The sequence below is a fragment of the Bradyrhizobium sp. CAR08 genome (genome assembly GCF_052871955.1).
In genome coordinates this window covers 119,460-137,621 of sequence record NZ_JBIXJX010000004.1, presented here as the reverse complement: position 1 = coordinate 137,621, position 18,162 = coordinate 119,460, and the positions used below count along the sequence as shown (strand labels likewise).

Here is an 18,162-nt window from a genome sequence, read left to right as displayed (position 1 = left end):
TGGCTTCGAATGTGTAGCTGGCGCCGGCATCGAATTCGCCGGGCGGCCAGTTTCTACCTGGCGGGTCGGGAGTTCGAGTCTCTCCGAAGGCGCCACACCAACACGGCCGATCGTGCGCGCCGAACGCCTCGAAGAAGCGCTTGAGCGCCGAGAGGACGTGCTCCTCTCCGGAACCATACCCGAAGCCAAAGGCCGTCGATTCCCAATCGGCAAAGTTCTGCTCGACCGTCTTGGTGGGCTCGCCGAGACGAGCACCGGCTTTCGCCGACGCGGCGCGAAAGTTGACCATCATTCCCTCACTTGCGATGTTTTGCCGATCGGCAGATGGAAAGCGCGGCGCAGTCTATGCCGTACCACGTTAGGCGCGGCCTCAAGGATCGATCTAAGAACCAGCAACCGTGCTAGCCGTCGATTCCTAAGCCGATAGATCAGCCATCTCATTTCAGTCCCTCAATGTTTGCCCACGACACTGCCATGAAACGCCCGATCGCCGTGTCGGTGCGAGTTGCAAGTTCGGCCGCAAGATTCTGCTGTTCGTGCAGCCATGCCCACAACTCGGCATCCTGGAAGTAGACGTCGAGTTTCCCCTCGACGACCATCTCATCGGTTCGCCGGACGTATTCCTTGATGCTAGTCATGGCGTCGCCTCAGTTCTTGAGCCCGCGAGCGACGAGCCATTTGCGATCATCTCGCGGCCGGCCGGCGCCAGCACCTCGACGACCTTGCCGCCCGCGTCGCGGCAGCGCCGCATCGTGTACGCCATCGAGCCGCCGCCTAGCGTCGGGACATTGACGGTCGACGCCTTCGGGCGCTCGATCGTTTCGCCGTCGGCAGGGCCGCCGACCAATTCTATGCGGGTGTGGATCATTGGCGGATCACCAGCCTTCCAAGCTGCCCAGGACCGGTTCGATTCCGGCTGCCCGCTCCATCACATCCGGACAACGCAGTTGGGACAGAAGTCTGGTCTGCCTTCGACCGGCACGCTCCAGCCGGCTGCATCCATGGCCAAGATAAAGTCGCTCGGCTGCTCGATCGCGAAGGACGCCTCGGTCTGGCACCTGTCACATCGTACGGCCACTTGCCGAACTGAGGCCGGATCGCTGAGATCGGTTAAGATTGTCATCGTTCTCTCCTTCGTGGGCGCGTAGCCAAGCGGTAAGGCACGGGATTTTGATTCCCGCACCCCTGGTTCGACCCCAGGCGCGCTCGCCATCACGGCTTCTCGAAGAGTTTCGCCATTTCCGGCGACATCTCTACCATCCTTCCGTTCTTGCCATCCTGATAGTCGAAGACAGCGAGATCGCCGCGGCGCTCCGCCCTTGCGCCGGTCCAGCGGTACAGGCGTCCGTTATCCTCGACTTCGAACGTGTAGGTCCGATTGAAGTCGATCTCGACTGACTCCGTGTTGAGCTCGATGTAACCGACGATTTTGACGTCGGCGACAATGCTCCTCGTGCGAGTCGCGCGCGCCTCGATCGCGGCAGCCTTGCGGCGTTCTTCTCGGTTCATCTGCTTTCCTTCGCGGGGCCTCGGTAGGGAGGGGCCGGCTCTCATAAGGCTGGAGTGGCGGGTTCAACCCCCGTACCCGCGACCGCTTCACGGCTGGCATCGATCGCGTGTGCCAGCGCGACCAAGTCGACATGGCCGTCCACGATCGAATGGCAGAGGTCACTGTCATCGAAATACGGTGTCCCCGCCTGATTGAGATCGCTCTGTCGGCGCAGCTCCGCGCGAATGATGTCGAGCGTGCTCATGACGGCAGCACCATTTCCCGGGTCTCGATCTTGTCGACATAGTAGGCGCCGTTGCGGCCGCCGCTCTCCGGATTGTGCTTGAGCTCGACGAAGAGATCGACGCGGTGCGCCTCGGTCAATGCATTGTTCAGGGCCGTGACCGCCTTCATGATCTCCCCGGAAGCTCCGCGCTGTTCTTTCGTTGCCATCTTCAATTTCTCCGCCTTCGTCTAATGGTCGAGACACTGAGTTGTGGACTCGGGGACGCTCGGTTCGATTCCGACAGGCGGGACTATCAGTGAAGCTCAATTGGACGAGCACCGGTCTCCGAACCGTGAGGCTGCAGGTTCGAACCCTGCCACTCCTGCCACTCCTGCCACTCCTGCCACTATTCATTCGGCCTCGCGGTAAAGCTGGCGGTCCGAGAGATGACCGACCCGGCGCACCTCGCAGATGAATCTGAGCATGAACTCGTCAGCATGCGAGCCGTCGCGATCGGGGCCGGCGCCGATTATCCCCGGCTTGTTGCGGTCCCACCAGCTTTCCCGGTTTTTCTCGTACCACCGGCGGACCAAATCCGCCTCTAAGTCACCGCGTGACGTAGCGTCCATATGGCGTTCCTCCATCATGCACGCGCGGCGGCGCGGACCTCTTCGACCTGATCGGCCGTGATGCCGCCATTGGCGACGAACCAATCCCACGAGTGGGGCTTCAGCAGGCCCAGCCGCTCGCAGCGAAGCACCAGTTGGCGCGGCGTCGACCCGTCCATGTCGGCCAAGACGATTGGCATGCGCCTGGTGAACTTGGTCGAGCCCTCGGTGTGGCTGCGGAAGGCGGCGGCGATCGTGTCGGCATCCATTAGGCCCATCGTGGCGCTTCTCCGTTCAGAACGGGACCTCGTCGTCCGTCAGCACCACCAGAGCCCTCCGCGGCCAGACGCGCTCCAGCAGCCGGAAGATCGGCCAGCGGATGGGATAGGTCAGCTTGCGCCAGAACTCTCGTCGCCGACGGCGACGCTCCTCGCGCTCGATCGCGTCCTGGTAGTTGGCTTGCCGGTCGAGCTCGGCGTCGACCTCTTCCGAGGTGAGATACCAAGATTTCGAGCAGGATTCGCACTCGGCTCGCCCGGTGCAGACATCGATGTCGTAATGCTCGTGCTCGCAGTCGCGCTCGGCATCGTAATCGTCGTCATGGCCATAATCGTAGTCGTCGTCGTACGGCATCCGCTCACCCCTCCTGGGTCAGCTTGACGATTGGGATTCGGCCGAGCACTAGATCCCGCTCCGCCGTGTGCAGAGACGCCCAAGCCTGCTCACGAAGCGGCTCCGGTGCGCGCGTTAAAATCTCGAGGATGGCGCGCTTCTCGCCCAAATAGCGCTCGGCGAAGCCGGGATCGTATTTAACGATCGTCGAGGTGTTGCTGATGAGGTCGGCGCACTTGATGCCCTGGGTTTCCGCGTCAGTCCGGCTGAGGCGGTCGCGATCAATCTTCTTGCGCATGTCTCGGTTGAGTGCCGGAGTCGGCGGCGTGTCGGTCAGGGCCATGACCTTGACTGAAACCTTTTGGCCGAAACGGAGCGCGAGATCGCTCTCCAGAACGTCCTGATCCTCCACGACGTCGTGCAACCAAGCCCCGGCGATCGCGTCCTCGGACAGGCCAGCGCGCTCGACCAGCCCGGCGACTTCCTCGAGGTGGGTGAAGTAGGGCAGGCCAGTGTACCTGCGCAGCTGCGCGGCGTGCTTCTCGCGGGCGAATTCGCGAGCTCGGAGAACCAGGTCGCTCATGACGTCCGGCTCGCGATCTCGGCGGCAGTCACAACCGAAAGCGTCTCCTCGCTCGCGCGCGGCAGGTTAAGGGCGTCGGTCGCGATATCGCAAATCTCGGCGACAGAGTCGTAGCCGAGGCGGCAGCGGCGGTCGGTGCTATAGGTTCGTGCGACAATTGAGCGGAGTGCTTGGCGCAGGCGTTCGGTTTCGTCCCGGGCGGGGCCTTCGACGGCCGCCTTGCTCTCGTCTTCCCAAACCATAGTTCGGAGAACATGCATGAAGGCGCGCAGCGACATCTGCGGTCCCTTGATGTGTCGCGCGGAAAACCGGCCCATGGTCATCTCCGCGTCCGGAGATAATCCATTTCGGTCGGATGGCAGGGCAGCGGGTGCCGGTCACCATCGAACAGCACCTGGACGTAATGCGAGGCGCTCGGATCCTCTTTCGTGATCGTCCCGCCCTTCGTGACGACGTGATGCTTGATGCGCTCGCCGACGATCGGCGTCACGCCGTAGGTTCGCTGGATGTAGTCGTATGGCATTTGGTCTCCTTTCTCTTCGTTGTCCCCGGGTGGACCGGGCTTTCCCCTGGCGCTCTCCCTCGATGGCGGTCCCGCGGAGCCCCGCGGCGTGCCCGTGATCCATCTCCTGAGCTACCGGCTCGCGCCGCGCGGGACTTGAACCCGCGACCTCCAGGGTACTCGCCCGTTTCGTCTGCCCCTCGGACTGGCTTGTCCGTACGCTCCGAGAATCTACGTGCCGGCCAGCTTGTCGGAAGCGCCTGTACCGGAAGTCCAACCCCGAGCGTCCAGGGGGCTGAAGTCGTCAAAGCAATCCGCGGAATCCTGTCGCCAGCGGGTTGCCCATAAACGCGCGTTCGAGATCGCTGTCGATCCGCTTCGCTATGCGCTTGTTGAGCTCGGCCTCAACCGCCGGATGCACGTACATCGTATCGCCAATCTGGATGATGCACGGCACCTTCCGAAACTCGCCGCCGAATTTCTTCACCAGCTTTTTATGTATCCGGCGCGATCGGTTGCGGGAGACCGGGAATAACCGTTGCTCAGTGTCCTTGACCGCGTTCGGAGTGATGATGAACCGCGGCATGGCCGCCACCGGCTTTACCAGTTTGGCCGCGTCCAGCAGTTTCTGGATTGTCAATCCTTCGGTCATCGGCTGGTCTCCGGTGCGCGGTTCGGGCGCGTCAGCGAGGAAGGCGGAATGGCCCCCGGCAGGAAGCCCGCATGTGGACATGTGCTGCACCACGGCCATGAAAGCTTGCCGCACTTCCCTTGATCAGAACTGCAATGGTCAGGAAGATATTCAACGGCGACCGGCACCGGCTTCCAACCGTCTTTCGGGTGCCGATCCATAAGGTCTTGCGCTTGTACAAAAGATGCGCGCACCGTCGTAACGGCAATGCCGTGTTCCGGATGCATCATCGCCCATCCGATCGCGGGTTTTGATGCCGCTTGCTGCACTGGCGCTGGCTGCGGTGCTGGGTGCGTCAGCGAGGCAGTGAGCGCGCGTGACAGCCAGCGGATGCGCTCTTTCGCGGCGGTGATGATGCCGATGTCGTAGTTCTTGAGGAATAGGGCGTTCGCGATCTCGTCGTCCGTCATGTCGCCATGGGCAAGACCGGCGCGCTCGCAGTCGTACTGGTTGCCGTGCGGATCGGCCTCACCATTGGCTCGCCACCTCGCGGCAGGCGTCACTTTCGCCGATTGGGCATCATCGCCAGTGACAAGTTTCTGAGCCAGCGCCAGCGCCGTTTCGTAGCTCTGCCCGACCGTGGCGTGTTCGTTGTGGAAGAACTCGGCGACGTCGTTGCGATCATCGTCGCTTATGAGGATCGCACCGGACTCACGCGGTTCTGGTTCTGAAATATAGAGTTTCATTCCACCCTTGCTTGGGGCAGATGAGCCGTTATCAGGCGCCACGATCTTCTCTTGCTCCTGAAGCCACGACGGAGGTTGCCCCAGCGGCGGCCTCTCGTAGTCCGTGAGCCCCCGGTTGCGGCGCTCTAGCACCTCTGGCGGTATGACCGGAGCCGCCGGCGGCTGGGCGGCCAGGGCACAAAGATTATCCAGCGGAGTCGAGTGGCAACCTTCTTTCGTCGCGTACTCCGCCATCTTGGCGCTAGCCTTGCGGATAAAAATGCCGCGCTTGATCGGATTTCGATCGGAGGCCGCCATATTCTCGACGGGGTCGCCAAATTTCAACACGCCGTTGCTCCCAACCTGGCGGGCAACATCGCTGGACTGAATTGCGGACTTCACCTCGCGGTGCAGGTTGTCGAGCGCGATCTCCGGCGCGCTGATCAGGTCTTTCGACAGCGGCTTGCCGATCTGGAGGTGCAGGTAGTGGCGGACGCCGTCGACGTGCAGATCCAGCACCTCGGTCAGGTGAGTACAACGGGATGAAGATGATGCGGTCACGGGCTCGGCAGATCGTTCGGATTCTGACATTTGGTGCACTCCATGAAATGAGGGTCGTGGTGGCCGGTCCCGTACATCTCCCAGCCGCCGTCTTCGCAAACCGTGCATGTCGGAGACGCCGGCGTCTCGCCATTGTGCTCGCGGAGCCGGCTGCCGATCGAAGCGAAGTCTGAAACGATGCTCATGATCGGTAAGCAGCCGCGCCGCAGACAAGGAAGATGACGAGCGCCGGCATGCCGTAGGTATAAAAATCGCTGATGCATTTGAGGAGCAGTTCTGGAACGGCGGGGCCGAACGAAGCCAGGATGATCATGACAGCGCCATCCCCACCACGATCACGATCGGCATCAGCACCCAGGTCCAAGCCGCAACGCCGGTCGATGGCTTCCCGCTGGTGCAACTGGAATTGATCACATCGGCCTTGATGTCGAGACGACGGCCGAGCCAGGTGCTGCCGCATAGCAGGGCGACGGTTATCGCGGCGGTGACGATCATTGCGTGGCCTCTTTCCGATGAGCGGCTTCGAAATGCCGGCCGCTGATGACGCGAAAGAGCGCGATCGCGATGCGGCCGCGCTCCGTGATCTCGAACTGGATTGGCCGGCAGCCGGCCTTGAAGGCGAGGCGGTGATCGAGCAGCGGGCGGACCAGCCAGCGGCCGAGTTCGGCCCAAGTCTGGCGTGTGCCGCGAGGCCGGAGCCCGGATTGGCGGCCGAGCTCCATCGCCGTTACGGGGCCGTCGGCGGCTACCATGTGCGCCAGGACCGCGGCGGATTGGGGCTGGAGGTAGGTTGGCTTGTTCATGCCGCCTCTCCATCAAAGAGGTCGCCATCGCTGCGCCGCGCCGCCGCCCGCTTGGTCTTGAAGCCGGCGCGATATTCCGAGAACGGGACGAGCCGGTGGATGCCCAAGACGGCCCAGCGCTGGAAGCGCTTGAGATCCCGGTTGGTTTGGTCGAAAGGCATCGGATACGGCTTGATGCCGCGCTCGACCATGCGGTCAAACCGGTGATGGATGCGGTCCCATGTCTCCCGCTTGTCAAACCCGATGAGCATGAATGCCATGAGATGCCGGGCCGGGACGCCGGCGGCTTCGAGCATGTCGACGCCTCGGAAGAAGGTGTCCTCGTCCTTGAGGTTGTCCCAAGCCGTATAGAGGCGGCGGCGCCGAAATTCGTTGCAGCGATACTCGACGCCGGCCAGCGCCTCGGCGACCGCGGGCGTCACCGCGCGGACGTTGATGCCCTGCGTGAAGCTCACCTTGAAGCCGCCGGCGCGGATCTCGTCGATGCGCGCTTGCCAATCGGCTTGGCCGAAGAAGTCGTTGTCGAGGAGGTGGAGGTTCTTGGGCCAGGGCGGTCCGCGCCAAATCTCGGCTGCGGTCGCAACGGCGCGCGGCCGGCCTTCCTTTGCCGGCACCACACAAAACTTGCAGCTTAGACGGCAGCCCCGCTGGGTGAAGCCGATGCTCGAGTCGAAGGCCGGGTAGAGGCTGTAGTCGAGCTCGACGGCATCACCAATCAGTTCCTCGACTGTCGCGTCACTCCCCGAACCGGTACCGCCAACGATCGCCCCGGGAAATTCGTGCCGGAATCGTTCGACCCGGTCGGCGGAGAACCTGAAGATGGCACTGCCGTAGACGAGGTCGTAGGCCGGCTCGAAGAGCTCGCGCCGAACACGCCTTGTGAAGTGCACCTGGTCGCCGCGCGCGCGGTGGTGCGCAGCCAGCCGCATCAGCGCCAGATTGGGCAGAGTGCCGTCGATCTGGGTGATCCGGATGTTCACCGAGACGACCCGCATTCCGAACGCGCGGAATTCCCCAATGCCCTCAATGAGGGAACGGACCGCGAAAGTTCGGACCCGCCGTTGAAATTATTGGGGTATCCGGCTGATTTCGATTCCGAGGGTCGGGAGTTCGAATCTCTCCGAGCGCGCCACTTGCAGGGCCAGAGTTTTCTCGGATCTGGCGCGAGGCCGTGAGCCGCCTCTATTTGCCTTGGATCTTCAGCCCGTTGGGACCGACATTGATTTGCAGGCCATCGGGCTGCTTCTTCGTCTGGTAGAGATTGTAGCCGAGCACGGCCGCCGTGACGACCAGAGCACCGATGATCAGAAACAATACGTTGCGGCTGATAGACATTTTTTTCCTGAACCACTTGGTTGACGGCGAGAAAAAACCCGCGTGTGGGGCGCGGGGTGCTTCAGTGCGCCGCCGGCGCACTGCTTGGATAATGCGGTTCGAAGGAACTGGTTCCCTTGAGGCGCGCGCCGCGTCGGAAGGCCGGAGCCTATCTGGTCAGCGTGCCGTCGGACCGGCTTGCCGGCCCCGTGCCAGCGTGTCGGACGGCGCTTCGTGGAAGGTCGCGCGGTAAGCTGCGGCAAACTCCCCCAAATGGTGAAAGCCTTGGGCGCGCGCGCATGTGGCGACGTTGGCACCCCCGCCTTTGAGAAGGCGAGACCGCGTCGCCCACAATTTTTTCAGGCGAATGTATTGATGCAGGCTCATGCCACGCACCTTGCTGACGGCGCCGCCGAGCGTCCGGATCGAGACGCCAAACTCGCCGGCGAGATCGGCGGTATAGATCGGAGCAGTCGGATGTGCTGCGACGTAATCGTCGATCCGCTGCACGAGTTTGATCGACCGCTCGCCCTGGACGGAGGCACTCCGGTCCGAGAGCGAATCAATGCGAAACAGATCGTCGAGCGCGAGCAGCAGGCCTTCCTGGAGATGGGCGGCGACCTCGGTCGTTTCGAACAGGGCCGGCTGCACCGACGCGGTTCGCAGAATGTCGAGCAGGAGCTGCCGAATGTGGAGCAAAGCGGGGCGGTTCGCGACATAGGCCCGCAAGTCGTCCGCCTGATCGAACCAGCCCCGGTCGCTCATGCCGGGTGAGAAGATGATCATCGCATGATGATTGGTCCGGCGCTCGACGAAATGGCATTCATCGCTGCCGCGGAGCGCGATGAAGAAGCGCGTGTCCAGATCCATGCCCTTGGAATTGACCTGAAGGTCGTCCGTCATGGGCAGGATCACCATCCCCCCGGGCATCCGATAGGCGGCGTCGAGGATGCGCGCGAACGAGCGCATCATGACGATGCCGCAGCCGGGCAGGGAGACGACAGCACGAGCCGCCGCGAAATTCCGGACGTCGAGCGGAATGCTTCTCGCATCCTCCATCGACTCGATCGGCCGAAACGCATCGACGTCGGCAAAGCCGATCAATTGAAGCGCCGAGGATGGGGCGAGGGCGTCGAACAACATGCGTGCGACCGGCTGCTGCAATATGACAATCAAATGAACGTCGGAACATCGCCATCAATGGCGAAACATCGCGCTTCAGTAAACCGGATTCCGGGCCGTAGTATTGCGGACATCATGGCATGAAGCTTGGCGGATCGGTGTCGTCGTCAACGATCTCGAGTCATCGGCTGGCCGGAGGCGAGGTCGATGAAATGCAGCCGCGTGCAGGCGGGACAGGCGAAGGAGGCGAAGCTCTGTGCCTCCTGTCTCAGTTGCTTCTCCAGATGTGTCTGCACATTCATGCCCGTCTGGGGACATCGAAAAACGATCAAATCGACCATCGTCGGAGAATGACGGCGTGGCGGATTGCGTCTTTGATCTAGATCAGTTTTGGAATGACTCCAGACCAACATCCTTGATCTCGCAAAAGCGAAGGGGCCCCGAAGGGCCCCTTTAGAATCACCAGCGGCGATAGCGTGGTCCGTAATAGCGAGGGCCACCGTAAAAGCGCGGTGCATATCGGGGACCGTAATAGGGCCGCGGGGCGTAGTATCCATAGTAGTTCGGGCGCCAGAAGCAGCGTCCCCAGGCGTCACAGACCATGCGGACCTGCTCGACGTCGGAGACCTGCGGCATCGCAGGAGCAGGCGCGATGGGCATGGCAGACGCCGCCGATGATGCGACCAACGCACCCAACAGGGACGCGGCGACGAGGCCAATTCTAAGCTTCATGATGTCTTTCTCCGCTTACGCAATACAGGGATATCGAAGTTTGTTCTGATCAAATTGTGGCGGGACCGAAATGTAATGCTGATGAACAGGTCTTCAGCCCAGCCCGCCGCAGGCCTGACCTTTAGCTCCGCCAGACTATCCCAGGTTCGCGCTCTTGACCAATGCAACGCTTGCGTTGCGCTCCGCAGGACATCGCCGCCATCCTTGATCCCGCGCAATTCGTCGGTGCAGCTTCGTCCCTAAGCTTGGCGTCGTGGCCAGCTTTCGAGCATTTCGATGAGCTGGCTAGCGAGGTGGCTTTGGAGCTGTGCAATGGACCAAATGAGAATCGACAAGGGTGACTGGCTGGTCGTGTGCGACGGGCGCAAGGCGCTTATTCGGAAAACCTCGGCGACGAGATGTTTCCGAACCTCCACACCAGGGAGGTGCACGAACAGCCCAATCCCTCGACCGGTGCGCAAGGGACCGACGCGCCGGGCAGGCTCCACGGCGCGGCCGGTAGCACGCGCAGCTCGGTGGAGCAGACTGATTGGCACGACGAGGCCGAGCGCGCCTTCCTGCGCGGCCTGGCCGGACGGCTCGATGCCGCCGTCAGCTCAGGCGAGAACCTCGGCGTTGACCATGGTGGCCTCGCCGCGTGCGCTTGGGATGATTCGCGCCGATTGTTCGGATGTGGTGCGCAAGGCACTCCAGGGCGAGGTCGGCAAGGACCTCGTCAAACTGCCGGTCTACGAGATCCAGAAGCAATTACTGCTGTCCGCGCCGCCAAATAGCGGCCCCCGCAGAGGACCCGCCTGCACCCCTCAGAAGCAGGGGTGCCGACGGCGGTCCTGGCCGACATAGGCGGCTGCGCTCTGGTAGCAATGGTTGGTCGACGGGCCGTCGTAAAAGGCGAACGTCCCGGGCGTAATGCCGGGCCCGTAATTGTGCAGATAGCTGATCGGGTAGGGCAGCGGGTTCGTGTAGTGGCGATGGTACCGGTGGTATCCCCGCGCCTCTGCGAGGCCAGGGGCAAGGATTGCGGCCGACAGGACAGCAACCGCGGCTACAAGCTTCAACTTGCTCATCTCGAATCTCCGGAACCCGCACGAATAGGTCAGCCGTTTATAGCCAGTTCGGGCGGCCGGAACACCCGTCTGCAGCCCGGAAATCGACGCCAATCCCGCAGATTCCGGGGTGGGTGTGACAGAATTGCCGGTTCTGTGGTCCGGACTTGCCCATTTTTGGCCTTTTCGAGATGCTTAACGAATTCCCCACACAAGTATGACCAAAGAGAATTAGCTCAAGACTCCTGTTGCCGGCTTCTCGGGGTTCATAGACCGGTCCATTCCTGAAGGCTTTCGCCGTCACCTCGCCATGCGCATCACGCTTCTGAGCCTGCTGTTGCTCTCGGTCGTCGCCGCCACGCCGGCGCGGGCCGAGCTGCATATTACCCGCGACCACGGCGGCTATGTCGAGGAGTACAAGGCCAAGTACAAGCGCGTCCGCGAGAAGGGCGAACGCGTCATCATCGACGGCATCTGCAACTCGGCCTGCACCCTGGTGCTCGGCATCGTGCCGATGAACAAGATCTGCGTGACGCCGCGCGCCAGCCTCGGCTTCCACCAGGCTTACTACGACAAGGCCTTCACTTTCGGCATCAAGGTCACCAGCGCGGAGGGGACGTCCGACCTGATGGCCTACTACCCCGACACGGTGAAGGACTGGATTCGCCGCAATGGCGGGCTCACCACCGACATGAAAAAGATCAAGAACGGCGTCGAGCTCTGGAAGATCATCGATCCGTGTCCGGACGAATGGTGAGCCGCTGAGCCGTCCGGTCCGTCGCAGCGCAGCATCGCCCAGACGAAATTGGCCGAAATTCGCATTGCCGCATCGGCCCCCTGTGAGGCAATGAGGGCGGCAATGAACCACAATCAAGAAGCCCTGGCCGCCCGCGCCGCGCCGATCATGTTCGTCCTGCTCTGGAGCACGGGCTTCATCGGCACCAAATACGTCGTCAACAATGCCGATCCCTTGACCTACCTCGCCATCCGCATGGCGTTCGTGGTCGGTCTGATGGCGATCATCGTCGCGATTGCGCGACCGAAATGGCCGGATCGTATCGGCATCGCGCACAGCGCAGTCGCGGGCATTCTCGTCCATGGCTTCTATCTCGGCGGCACCGCAATCGCGATCGCTCACTCGATTCCGGCCGGGCTCTCCGCGCTCATTCCGGGCCTTCAGCCGATCCTGACCTCGACCATCGCCAACCGCTGGCTCGGGGAGAAGGTGACGCCGGTGCAATGGGCGGGGCTCGTGCTTGGCCTCGGCGGCGTGGTGCTGATCCTGCACGGCCGTCCCATGACCGGCGAAGCCGGGCTCGGCTGGCTCGCCTCGGTGGTCTCGCTGATCAGCATCACGCTTGGCACGCTCTATCAGCGCCGCTACTGCAACCACATCGACTGGCGCGCCGGCAATCTCGTGCAGTACGTGTCCGTCACGATCTTCTTCGCGATCGGCGCGTTCCTGTTCGAGGACCGCGTGGTGCACTGGACGCGCGAGTTCATGCTCGCGCTGGCCTGGCTCGCCGTGGCGCTCTCGATCGGGTCGATCGGGCTGCTGTACTGGCTGATCCGCCACGCCGCCGCCACGTCTGTTGCAAGCCTGTTCTATCTGGTGCCCGCCGTGACGGCGCTGATGGCTTATCTGCTGTTCGGAGAAAAGCTCGATGCGCTGGCGGTCGCGGGCATGGTGATGTGCGCGGCCGCGGTGTTCGTGGTCAACCGACGCTTCTAGGGCCGGCGGGCCAAGCCGCTCGAATACATCCCTGACGTGCGCGGCGCGTCCGTGCTAGGGTCGGCGCATTTCAGTGCCCCTTTCACAGGTGATTTTCCATGAAGAAGGCGAGACGCGCATTGCTTGGCAGGTCCCTGAAGCCAGTCCGGATTGCCTGCATTAATTATGCAGAGGAGATGATGAGCGAGCAGGTGATGGCGCGGCTCACGGCCGCGCTGCAGAAATGCTATGACGAGCACTTCCTGCCGGTCTGGGGCTACCCCGTCGATCTCGACGTTACCCGCAAGCCGAAGCCCACTGACTGGCAGTTGGTCTATTTCGACGATGCGACCCACAAGAATTTCCTCGGGCGGCATGAATTGACGCATCGGGGACAGCCGATCTCGAAGATCTTCCTCAAGGCGCTGTCCAAGGACGATCCGGTCAGTCTGGCAGCCTCGCATGAGCTGTTCGAGATGGTGCTCGACCCTATGGCCAATCTGTGGGCCGACAAGACCCGGCACACCCAATACGCCTACGAGGTCTGCGACGCAGTGGAAGAGGACGCCTTCGTCGTCAACGATCTCCCGATGTCGAACTTCGTTTATCCGTCCTGGTTCGAACCCTTCAAGCATCCCCGCGGCACGAAGTTCGACCACATGGGATTGCTCAAGGAGCCGTTCTCGATGACCGAGGGCGGCTACGTCATCAAAAAGGTGAACGGCAGGAGATTGATCAAGCAGTTCGGCTCGCCCGAGAAGCGCCGGCGCTTCAACGCCGAGGACCGGCGCGGCCATCGCAGCGAATTTCGCGATCCGCAAGGCGAGCATCACCCGGGCCGGCGCGCAGCCAAGCGGTGAGGGTAGGGTATCGCTGGAGCCGTCTCCGGGCGCGTCCGCCCCCGGAGACTTGAGCGTTGCGATCAGCGCTTGGCCTTCGTGGCCTTCTTTTTCGACTTGGCAGCTTTCTTGGTGGCCTTCTTTGCTGTTTTCTTGGCCGCCTTCTTCGACGACTTCTTTGCAGCTTTCTTCGAAGTCTTCTTGGTGGCCTTCGAAGTTTTCTTCGGAGCCTTCTTGGCTTTCTTCTTGGACGCCTTCTTCGGCGCTACCTTCTTCGCAGCCTTCTTGGCGGCTTTCCTGACCTGCTTCACCGCAGTGACAGCGGCGTCCTTGGTCGCTTCCACGGCGGTGGTGATCGTGTCCATCGCCTGTTCGGTGATCGGCTTGTCGTCGTCCATATCGTCCCCCACGGTTTGCATGGAGCGGTGACGATAGCGCGTTTCATAATTGTGTCAAAGCAACGCTCAACCTTTGCGGATCTTTGCGTAGGCGGTGAGCGCGCGCTCTCGTCCCTTGGCATGATCGACGATCGGATGCGGATAGCTCTTGCCGAGCGTGACGCCGGCGCTCGCAAGCTCGATCGGTGTCGCCTGCCAGGGCTGATGGATCAGCTCGGGTGGCACATCCTTCAACTCGGGCACCCAGCGTCGCACATAGGCTCCATCCGGGTCGAACCTCTCGCCCTGGAGCACCGGATTGAACACGCGGAAATAAGGCGCCGCGTCGGCGCCGCAGCCGGCGACCCACTGCCAGTTGGCGGGATTGCTGCCGGCATCCGCATCGACCAGCGTGTCCCAGAACCAGCTTTCGCCGTCGCGCCAGTCGATCAGGAGGTGCTTGACCAGGAACGAGGCGACGACCATTCGCACCCGGTTGTGCATCACGCCAGTGTGCCAGAGCTCGCGCAGGCCGGCGTCGACGATGGGATAGCCGGTGCGGCCGCGCTGCCAGGCGGAGAGCGCCTTGGCGTCGGGCTTCCATGGGAAGCCGTCGAAATTCGCTTGCAGGTTTTCGGTTGCAAGATTGGGGTGGTCGTGCAGCAGGTGCCGGCAGAACTCACGCCAGCCGAGCTCGCTCAGGAACTTGTCGACGCCGGGTCCGATCGCGGGATTTTCCGCCGCGGCGAACCGCGCGGCGTGCCAGACCTGGCGCGGGCTGAGCTCGCCGAACCTCAAATGCGGTGACAGGCGTGAGGTGCCCTCTCGGTCCGGGCGGTCGCGATCGCCGACATAGCCTTGTGCGGTGTGCTTGAGGAAGTCGCGCAGGCGAGCGCGGGCGGAAGCTTCGCCCGGGGTCCATGTCTCGCGCAGGCCGCCGGCCCAATCTGGCTTGCCAGGCTCGAGCTTCCAGGTCTCCAGCGTGTCACTGGCGACCGTCGGCGCAGGACGCAGGTCCTTCGGCGCCGGCAGGGGCTTTGGCGGATCGCCGAGCGCCAGCACGCGCCGCCAGAATGGCGTGAACACGCGCAAGCCGCGGCCTTCCTTGTTGCGGATTACCGCGGGCGGAACGAGCAGGTCGCCGGGGAAACATTGCGAGTCCACGCCGATCTTTGCCAGCGCGGATTCGAGCTGCCGCTCAATCGCCTGATGCGGCGCCTGTGCGATCCCGTTCCAGTGGACCGTGCGGGCTCCGCTCTCACGCGCCACCTGCGCGATCACCCTGGCTGCCGGCCCCTTGCGCAGGATCAGCGATCCGCCGCGCGTGGCAATGTCCGCGCCGAGCGCCCGCAGCGACTGCGCCAGCCACCAGCGCGCCGCGGCGCCCGGCGCTCGCCCGGCCGAATCGTCCAGCACATAGAGGCAGATCACCGGCGCGCCGGTCTTCGCAGCCGCCTTGGCGGCAGCGTGGAGGGCGGGGTGGTCGGACAGGCGGAGGTCGTCGCGAAGCCAGACGATGATAGGCGGAGCGCTTGGCGTAGTGCTTAGCGTAGTTCTGGGCGTGGTCAGGGTGGCCTCGTTAACGATTTGGAAAGCATGTCGCGTGCTGCGATGGAACCGTCATTAATGCGACCGTAAGCCGATTGCACGAGTATGCAGGAATTACGGAGGTGATTTCATTCATGTACGGACGAGCAACGGCGAAGTTTCTGCCGCAATTCAAACTTGGCACCAAGGCGCTCCTGTGCGCGGTGTTGCTGATCGCCATGAATACGGCGCTCGTGGTTGGCGCCGGCTATTGGTCGCTCAGCTCCGCTTTCAACGATCGTGCGCTCCGCGACATCGAGGTTAGCCTGCGGACGCTGGCCCTGGCCTTTGCCGAAATCGTTCCCGATGCGAAGATCACGATGCGGGATGGCGCGGTGGCGCGCGCCGAGATTCCCAAGATGCCGGACTTCAGGGATCACGCCATCGTCGATCGCGCGGTGTCCTATGTCGGCGGCAACGCGACCCTGTTCGTGTTCGACGATGCGAGCGGGCAGTTCGTGCGGCGGTCGACCAACGTGAAGAAGGAAAATGGCGACCGCGCCGTCGGGACCCAGCTTGCCGCCGATCATCCGGCGCAGGCGCTGCTGCGTCGTGGGGAGGCCTACAAGGGCCCGGCCACCCTGTTCGGCAAGTCCTTCATGACCGCCTATTTCCCGATCGCCGACGCCAGCGGCAAGGTCGCCGGCATCCTCTATGTCGGCATCCCGATGGCCCAATTCGAGAGCATGCTGGCCCACACCATCGAAAGCATGGCGATCGCCGCCGGGCTCGCGGCGCTGCTGGTGCTGGTTCTGACCTTGCTGGTCGTCCGCCGCGTCACCAAGCCGCTCACCTCAGTGACGCGCTCGCTGACCGCGCTCGCCGAAGGCCAGAGCGACGTCGAGATCGATTGCGAGAATCGCGCCGACGAGATCGGCGAGATCGCCCGCACGGTCGGGGTGTTCAGGAGCAATTCGCAGGAGCGGGCGCGGATGCGCAGCGAGCAGGCGGCCGCTTCGGCTGCGGCCGCCGAGCAGCGCAAATCCGAGCTGCGCAATTTCGTCGAGGAGTTCCGGGGCGGTGTCGGCGGCATTCTCGACAAGGTGCTGACATCGTCAGGCGAATTCGAGCGGACGGCGCGGCAGCTCACCGACACTGCGCGCTCCACCGCCGATCTGTCGGCGCGGTCGGCCGGAGCTTCCGAAAGCGCCTCCGAGCACGTGCGTTCGGCGGCGTCCGCCTCGGACGAGCTGTCTCAATCGATCTCCGAAATCACCCGGCGGGTGCAGGAATCGAACGTCATTTCCGCTGAGGCCGTGCGGCAGGCCGAGGCGACCGATCAGCGCATCGCGCAGCTCTCCGAGGCGGGCGCGCGCATCGGCGATGTCGTCAAGCTGATCACCTCGATCGCCGAGCAGACCAACCTGCTGGCGCTGAACGCGACCATCGAAGCCGCGCGCGCGGGCGATGCCGGCCGCGGTTTTGCGGTGGTGGCCCAGGAGGTCAAGACGCTCGCCGGCCAGACTGCCAAGGCAACCGACGAGATCTCGAACCAGATCGCCAGCATGCAGCTTGCGACCGAGGAATCGGTTGTCGCCATCAAGGCGATCAGCCAGACCATCGAGCGCATCAGCGGCATCGCGGGCTCGATCTCGGCGGCGGTCGAGCAGCAGAAGAGCGCGACCCAAAACATCGTCGCCAGCGTTCGCGCGGCGGTATCGGGCACGGCCGATGTCGCCGTCAACGTCCGTCAGGCCGCCGAGGGTGCGAACGAGACCGGTGAGACGTCCAGCCGGATGTTTGCTTCCGCTCAGGCGTTGTCGGGCGAGAGCCTGCATCTGAAGGCCGAGGTCGAGGGCTTCCTCGAACGCGTGCGCGCGGCGTAAGAGCTAACATCGTCGTCCCGGGCGGCGCTGACGCATCGCCCGGAATGACAGTTCCGTTATTTCGGCTGCGGCACGATCCGGATGTAGGGCTTCGGCTCCTTCCAGCCTTGCGGGTAGATCGTCTTGGCCTCGTCGTTGGAGACCGAGCCCGCGATGATGACGTCGTCACCCTGCGACCAGTCGGCCGGGGTCGCGACGCGGTGCTTGGCGGTGAGCTGGAGCGAGTCGATCACGCGGAGGATCTCCTGGAAGTTCCGACCCGTCGTCATCGGATAGACCAGCACCAGCTTGATCTTCTTGTCCGGCCCGATGATGAAGACGTTGCGGACCGTCTGGTTGTCGGCGGCCGTGCGGGTGAGGGGATCGCCCGAAATCGCGGCCGGCAGCATGCCGTAGAGCTTGGAGACGTTGTAATCGGTGTCGCCGATCATCGGATAGTTCGGGGCCGCGCCTTGCGTCTCCTTGATGTCCTCCGACCATTTGGAATGGCGGTCGACCGGATCAACCGAGAGGCCCATCAGCTTGACGCCGCGCTTGTCGAATTCCGGCTTCAGCTTGGCCAGCGCGCCGAGCTCGGTCGTGCAAACCGGTGTGAAGTCCTTCGGGTGCGAGAACAGCAGCGCCCAGCTATTGCCGATCCAGTCGTGGAACTTGATCTTCCCTTCGGTGGTCTCGGCTTCGAAGTCGGGGGCGGTGGTGCCAATCGGAAGTGTCATGGTTCTACCTCATGTTATTGAATTTACTTGCGAATTCATCTTTGACCGTCGCGGCCATTATAGGGTCTCCGCGATCCCAAGTGAACGCTAACTGAACCGCTTCAAGTAAAATGTGAATTCCTTCTTTGAAGGCCTGATTTCCTAGCACCTTT

27 protein-coding genes, 5 tRNA genes and 1 pseudogene are annotated in these 18,162 nt (G+C 63.0%); 10 read left to right on the top strand and 23 right to left on the bottom strand.

The window, feature by feature from the left end; translation table 11 throughout:
* Window position 1 precedes the first annotated feature (1 nt).
* A tRNA-Ser gene (locus tag ACIPUD_RS10565) sits at window positions 2–95 on the top strand.
* 342 nt (window positions 96–437) lie between these two features.
* On the opposite strand, the gene ACIPUD_RS10560 is transcribed toward ACIPUD_RS10565, so the two are convergent.
* Both ACIPUD_RS10560 and ACIPUD_RS10555 read right to left on the bottom strand, forming a co-directional pair.
* Window positions 438–638, bottom strand: coding sequence for a hypothetical protein (locus tag ACIPUD_RS10560; RefSeq protein WP_446480544.1), 201 nt, complete (start codon window positions 636–638; stop codon window positions 438–440).
* The gene (locus tag ACIPUD_RS10555; RefSeq protein WP_446480543.1) at window positions 635–868 is read right to left on the bottom strand and encodes a hypothetical protein; all 234 of its coding nucleotides are present in this window, start codon (window positions 866–868) and stop codon (window positions 635–637) included. Before ACIPUD_RS10555 ends, ACIPUD_RS10560 begins: the two co-directional genes overlap by 4 nt.
* On the opposite strand from ACIPUD_RS10555, the gene ACIPUD_RS10550 reads away from it, so the two are divergent.
* Window positions 854–928 (top strand) — tRNA-Gly (locus ACIPUD_RS10550). The two genes, ACIPUD_RS10555 and ACIPUD_RS10550, sit on opposite strands and share 15 nt — an antisense overlap.
* 210 nt (window positions 929–1,138) lie before the next feature.
* A tRNA-Gln gene (locus ACIPUD_RS10545) sits at window positions 1,139–1,212 on the top strand.
* Here ACIPUD_RS10545 and ACIPUD_RS10540 read toward each other — a convergent pair.
* On the bottom strand, window positions 1,213–1,509 hold the full coding sequence (locus tag ACIPUD_RS10540) for a hypothetical protein (protein WP_446480542.1): 297 nt from the start codon (window positions 1,507–1,509) through the stop codon (window positions 1,213–1,215).
* A gap of 12 nt (window positions 1,510–1,521) precedes the next feature.
* Here ACIPUD_RS10540 and ACIPUD_RS10535 point away from each other — a divergent pair.
* Window positions 1,522–1,590, top strand: a tRNA-Met gene (locus tag ACIPUD_RS10535).
* 160 nt (window positions 1,591–1,750) lie between these two features.
* Here ACIPUD_RS10535 and ACIPUD_RS10530 read toward each other — a convergent pair.
* Window positions 1,751–1,942 (bottom strand): hypothetical protein, encoded by a 192-nt coding sequence (locus ACIPUD_RS10530; RefSeq protein WP_446480541.1) that lies wholly within the window; start codon window positions 1,940–1,942, stop codon window positions 1,751–1,753.
* Window positions 1,943–1,952: 10 nt separating this feature from the next.
* Here ACIPUD_RS10530 and ACIPUD_RS10525 point away from each other — a divergent pair.
* A tRNA-His gene (locus ACIPUD_RS10525) sits at window positions 1,953–2,025 on the top strand.
* A 100-nt stretch (window positions 2,026–2,125) separates the two neighbouring features.
* Here the strand turns inward: ACIPUD_RS10525 and ACIPUD_RS10520 are convergent.
* The 15 genes from ACIPUD_RS10520 to ACIPUD_RS10450 all read right to left on the bottom strand — a co-directional run bounded on the left by ACIPUD_RS10520 (window position 2,126) and on the right by ACIPUD_RS10450 (window position 9,908).
* Window positions 2,126–2,344 carry a hypothetical protein gene (locus tag ACIPUD_RS10520; protein WP_446480540.1) on the bottom strand — a complete coding sequence of 73 codons (219 nt, stop codon included), beginning with the start codon at window positions 2,342–2,344 and terminating at the stop codon, window positions 2,126–2,128.
* Between the two features lie 14 nt (window positions 2,345–2,358).
* Window positions 2,359–2,592 (bottom strand): hypothetical protein, encoded by a 234-nt coding sequence (locus ACIPUD_RS10515; protein ID WP_446480539.1) that lies wholly within the window; start codon window positions 2,590–2,592, stop codon window positions 2,359–2,361.
* A 25-nt stretch (window positions 2,593–2,617) separates the two neighbouring features.
* On the bottom strand, window positions 2,618–2,956 hold the full coding sequence (locus ACIPUD_RS10510) for a hypothetical protein (RefSeq protein WP_446480538.1): 339 nt from the start codon (window positions 2,954–2,956) through the stop codon (window positions 2,618–2,620).
* Between the two features lie 4 nt (window positions 2,957–2,960).
* Entirely contained in the window at window positions 2,961–3,518 is a 558-nt protein-coding gene (locus ACIPUD_RS10505; protein ID WP_446480537.1) for an HD domain-containing protein, read from the bottom strand.
* Window positions 3,515–3,835: a hypothetical protein gene (locus ACIPUD_RS10500; protein WP_446480536.1), complete on the bottom strand. Its 321-nt coding sequence runs from the start codon at window positions 3,833–3,835 to the stop codon at window positions 3,515–3,517. Before ACIPUD_RS10500 ends, ACIPUD_RS10505 begins: the two co-directional genes overlap by 4 nt.
* Before the next feature lie 2 nt (window positions 3,836–3,837).
* Window positions 3,838–4,041 (bottom strand): hypothetical protein, encoded by a 204-nt coding sequence (locus ACIPUD_RS10495; protein WP_446480535.1) that lies wholly within the window; start codon window positions 4,039–4,041, stop codon window positions 3,838–3,840.
* 283 nt (window positions 4,042–4,324) lie between these two features.
* A complete protein-coding gene (locus ACIPUD_RS10490; protein WP_446480534.1) occupies window positions 4,325–4,672 on the bottom strand; it encodes a hypothetical protein in 348 nt (115 codons plus the stop codon).
* Window positions 4,669–5,967: a hypothetical protein gene (locus tag ACIPUD_RS10485; RefSeq protein WP_446480533.1), complete on the bottom strand. Its 1,299-nt coding sequence runs from the start codon at window positions 5,965–5,967 to the stop codon at window positions 4,669–4,671. Before ACIPUD_RS10485 ends, ACIPUD_RS10490 begins: the two co-directional genes overlap by 4 nt.
* A gap of 151 nt (window positions 5,968–6,118) precedes the next feature.
* Window positions 6,119–6,250, bottom strand: coding sequence for a hypothetical protein (locus ACIPUD_RS10480; RefSeq protein ID WP_446480532.1), 132 nt, complete (start codon window positions 6,248–6,250; stop codon window positions 6,119–6,121).
* Window positions 6,247–6,432, bottom strand: coding sequence for a hypothetical protein (locus ACIPUD_RS10475; protein WP_446480531.1), 186 nt, complete (start codon window positions 6,430–6,432; stop codon window positions 6,247–6,249). Before ACIPUD_RS10475 ends, ACIPUD_RS10480 begins: the two co-directional genes overlap by 4 nt.
* A complete protein-coding gene (locus ACIPUD_RS10470) occupies window positions 6,429–6,740 on the bottom strand; it encodes a hypothetical protein (RefSeq protein WP_446480530.1) in 312 nt (103 codons plus the stop codon). Before ACIPUD_RS10470 ends, ACIPUD_RS10475 begins: the two co-directional genes overlap by 4 nt.
* A complete protein-coding gene (locus tag ACIPUD_RS10465; RefSeq protein ID WP_446480529.1) occupies window positions 6,737–7,669 on the bottom strand; it encodes a hypothetical protein in 933 nt (310 codons plus the stop codon). The genes ACIPUD_RS10470 and ACIPUD_RS10465 overlap by 4 nt, the downstream gene beginning before the upstream one ends.
* 253 nt (window positions 7,670–7,922) lie before the next feature.
* Window positions 7,923–8,075, bottom strand: a complete 153-nt coding sequence (locus ACIPUD_RS10460; RefSeq protein WP_018455284.1) for a hypothetical protein — start codon at window positions 8,073–8,075, stop codon at window positions 7,923–7,925.
* A 156-nt stretch (window positions 8,076–8,231) separates the two neighbouring features.
* The gene (locus ACIPUD_RS10455) at window positions 8,232–9,197 is read right to left on the bottom strand and encodes a helix-turn-helix domain-containing protein (protein ID WP_446480528.1); all 966 of its coding nucleotides are present in this window, start codon (window positions 9,195–9,197) and stop codon (window positions 8,232–8,234) included.
* A 438-nt stretch (window positions 9,198–9,635) separates the two neighbouring features.
* On the bottom strand, window positions 9,636–9,908 hold the full coding sequence (locus tag ACIPUD_RS10450) for a hypothetical protein (protein WP_085351316.1): 273 nt from the start codon (window positions 9,906–9,908) through the stop codon (window positions 9,636–9,638).
* 312 nt (window positions 9,909–10,220) lie between these two features.
* On the opposite strand from ACIPUD_RS10450, the pseudogene ACIPUD_RS10445 reads away from it, so the two are divergent.
* Window positions 10,221–10,661: pseudogene (locus ACIPUD_RS10445) on the top strand (host attachment protein); the annotation flags it as partial.
* Window positions 10,662–10,711: 50 nt separating this feature from the next.
* On the opposite strand, the gene ACIPUD_RS10440 reads toward ACIPUD_RS10445, so the two are convergent.
* Entirely contained in the window at window positions 10,712–10,975 is a 264-nt protein-coding gene (locus ACIPUD_RS10440; protein ID WP_018455280.1) for a hypothetical protein, read from the bottom strand.
* A 289-nt stretch (window positions 10,976–11,264) separates the two neighbouring features.
* Here ACIPUD_RS10440 and ACIPUD_RS10435 point away from each other — a divergent pair, with 289 nt between their 5' ends.
* The 3 genes from ACIPUD_RS10435 to ACIPUD_RS10425 all read left to right on the top strand — a co-directional run bounded on the left by ACIPUD_RS10435 (window position 11,265) and on the right by ACIPUD_RS10425 (window position 13,525).
* Window positions 11,265–11,711: a hypothetical protein gene (locus ACIPUD_RS10435; RefSeq protein WP_007603109.1), complete on the top strand. Its 447-nt coding sequence runs from the start codon at window positions 11,265–11,267 to the stop codon at window positions 11,709–11,711.
* 102 nt (window positions 11,712–11,813) lie between these two features.
* Entirely contained in the window at window positions 11,814–12,686 is an 873-nt protein-coding gene (locus ACIPUD_RS10430) for a DMT family transporter (RefSeq protein WP_377830103.1), read from the top strand.
* A gap of 98 nt (window positions 12,687–12,784) precedes the next feature.
* On the top strand, window positions 12,785–13,525 hold the full coding sequence (locus ACIPUD_RS10425) for a hypothetical protein (protein ID WP_085351318.1): 741 nt from the start codon (window positions 12,785–12,787) through the stop codon (window positions 13,523–13,525).
* 62 nt (window positions 13,526–13,587) lie between these two features.
* Here the strand turns inward: ACIPUD_RS10425 and ACIPUD_RS10420 are convergent, their stop codons facing one another.
* Together ACIPUD_RS10420 and ACIPUD_RS10415 are read right to left on the bottom strand one after the other, a co-directional pair.
* Window positions 13,588–13,902, bottom strand: a complete 315-nt coding sequence (locus tag ACIPUD_RS10420) for a hypothetical protein (protein WP_018455277.1) — start codon at window positions 13,900–13,902, stop codon at window positions 13,588–13,590.
* Between the two features lie 66 nt (window positions 13,903–13,968).
* A complete protein-coding gene (locus tag ACIPUD_RS10415) occupies window positions 13,969–15,372 on the bottom strand; it encodes a cryptochrome/photolyase family protein (protein WP_446480742.1) in 1,404 nt (467 codons plus the stop codon).
* A 191-nt stretch (window positions 15,373–15,563) separates the two neighbouring features.
* On the opposite strand from ACIPUD_RS10415, the gene ACIPUD_RS10410 reads away from it, so the two are divergent.
* Window positions 15,564–17,294, top strand: coding sequence for a methyl-accepting chemotaxis protein (locus ACIPUD_RS10410; RefSeq protein WP_247336117.1), 1,731 nt, complete (start codon window positions 15,564–15,566; stop codon window positions 17,292–17,294).
* Between the two features lie 56 nt (window positions 17,295–17,350).
* Here the strand turns inward: ACIPUD_RS10410 and ACIPUD_RS10405 are convergent, their stop codons facing one another.
* Complete coding sequence (locus tag ACIPUD_RS10405; RefSeq protein WP_018455274.1) at window positions 17,351–18,010, bottom strand: peroxiredoxin; 660 nt, start codon at window positions 18,008–18,010, stop codon at window positions 17,351–17,353.
* Window positions 18,011–18,162: the final 152 nt, after the last annotated feature.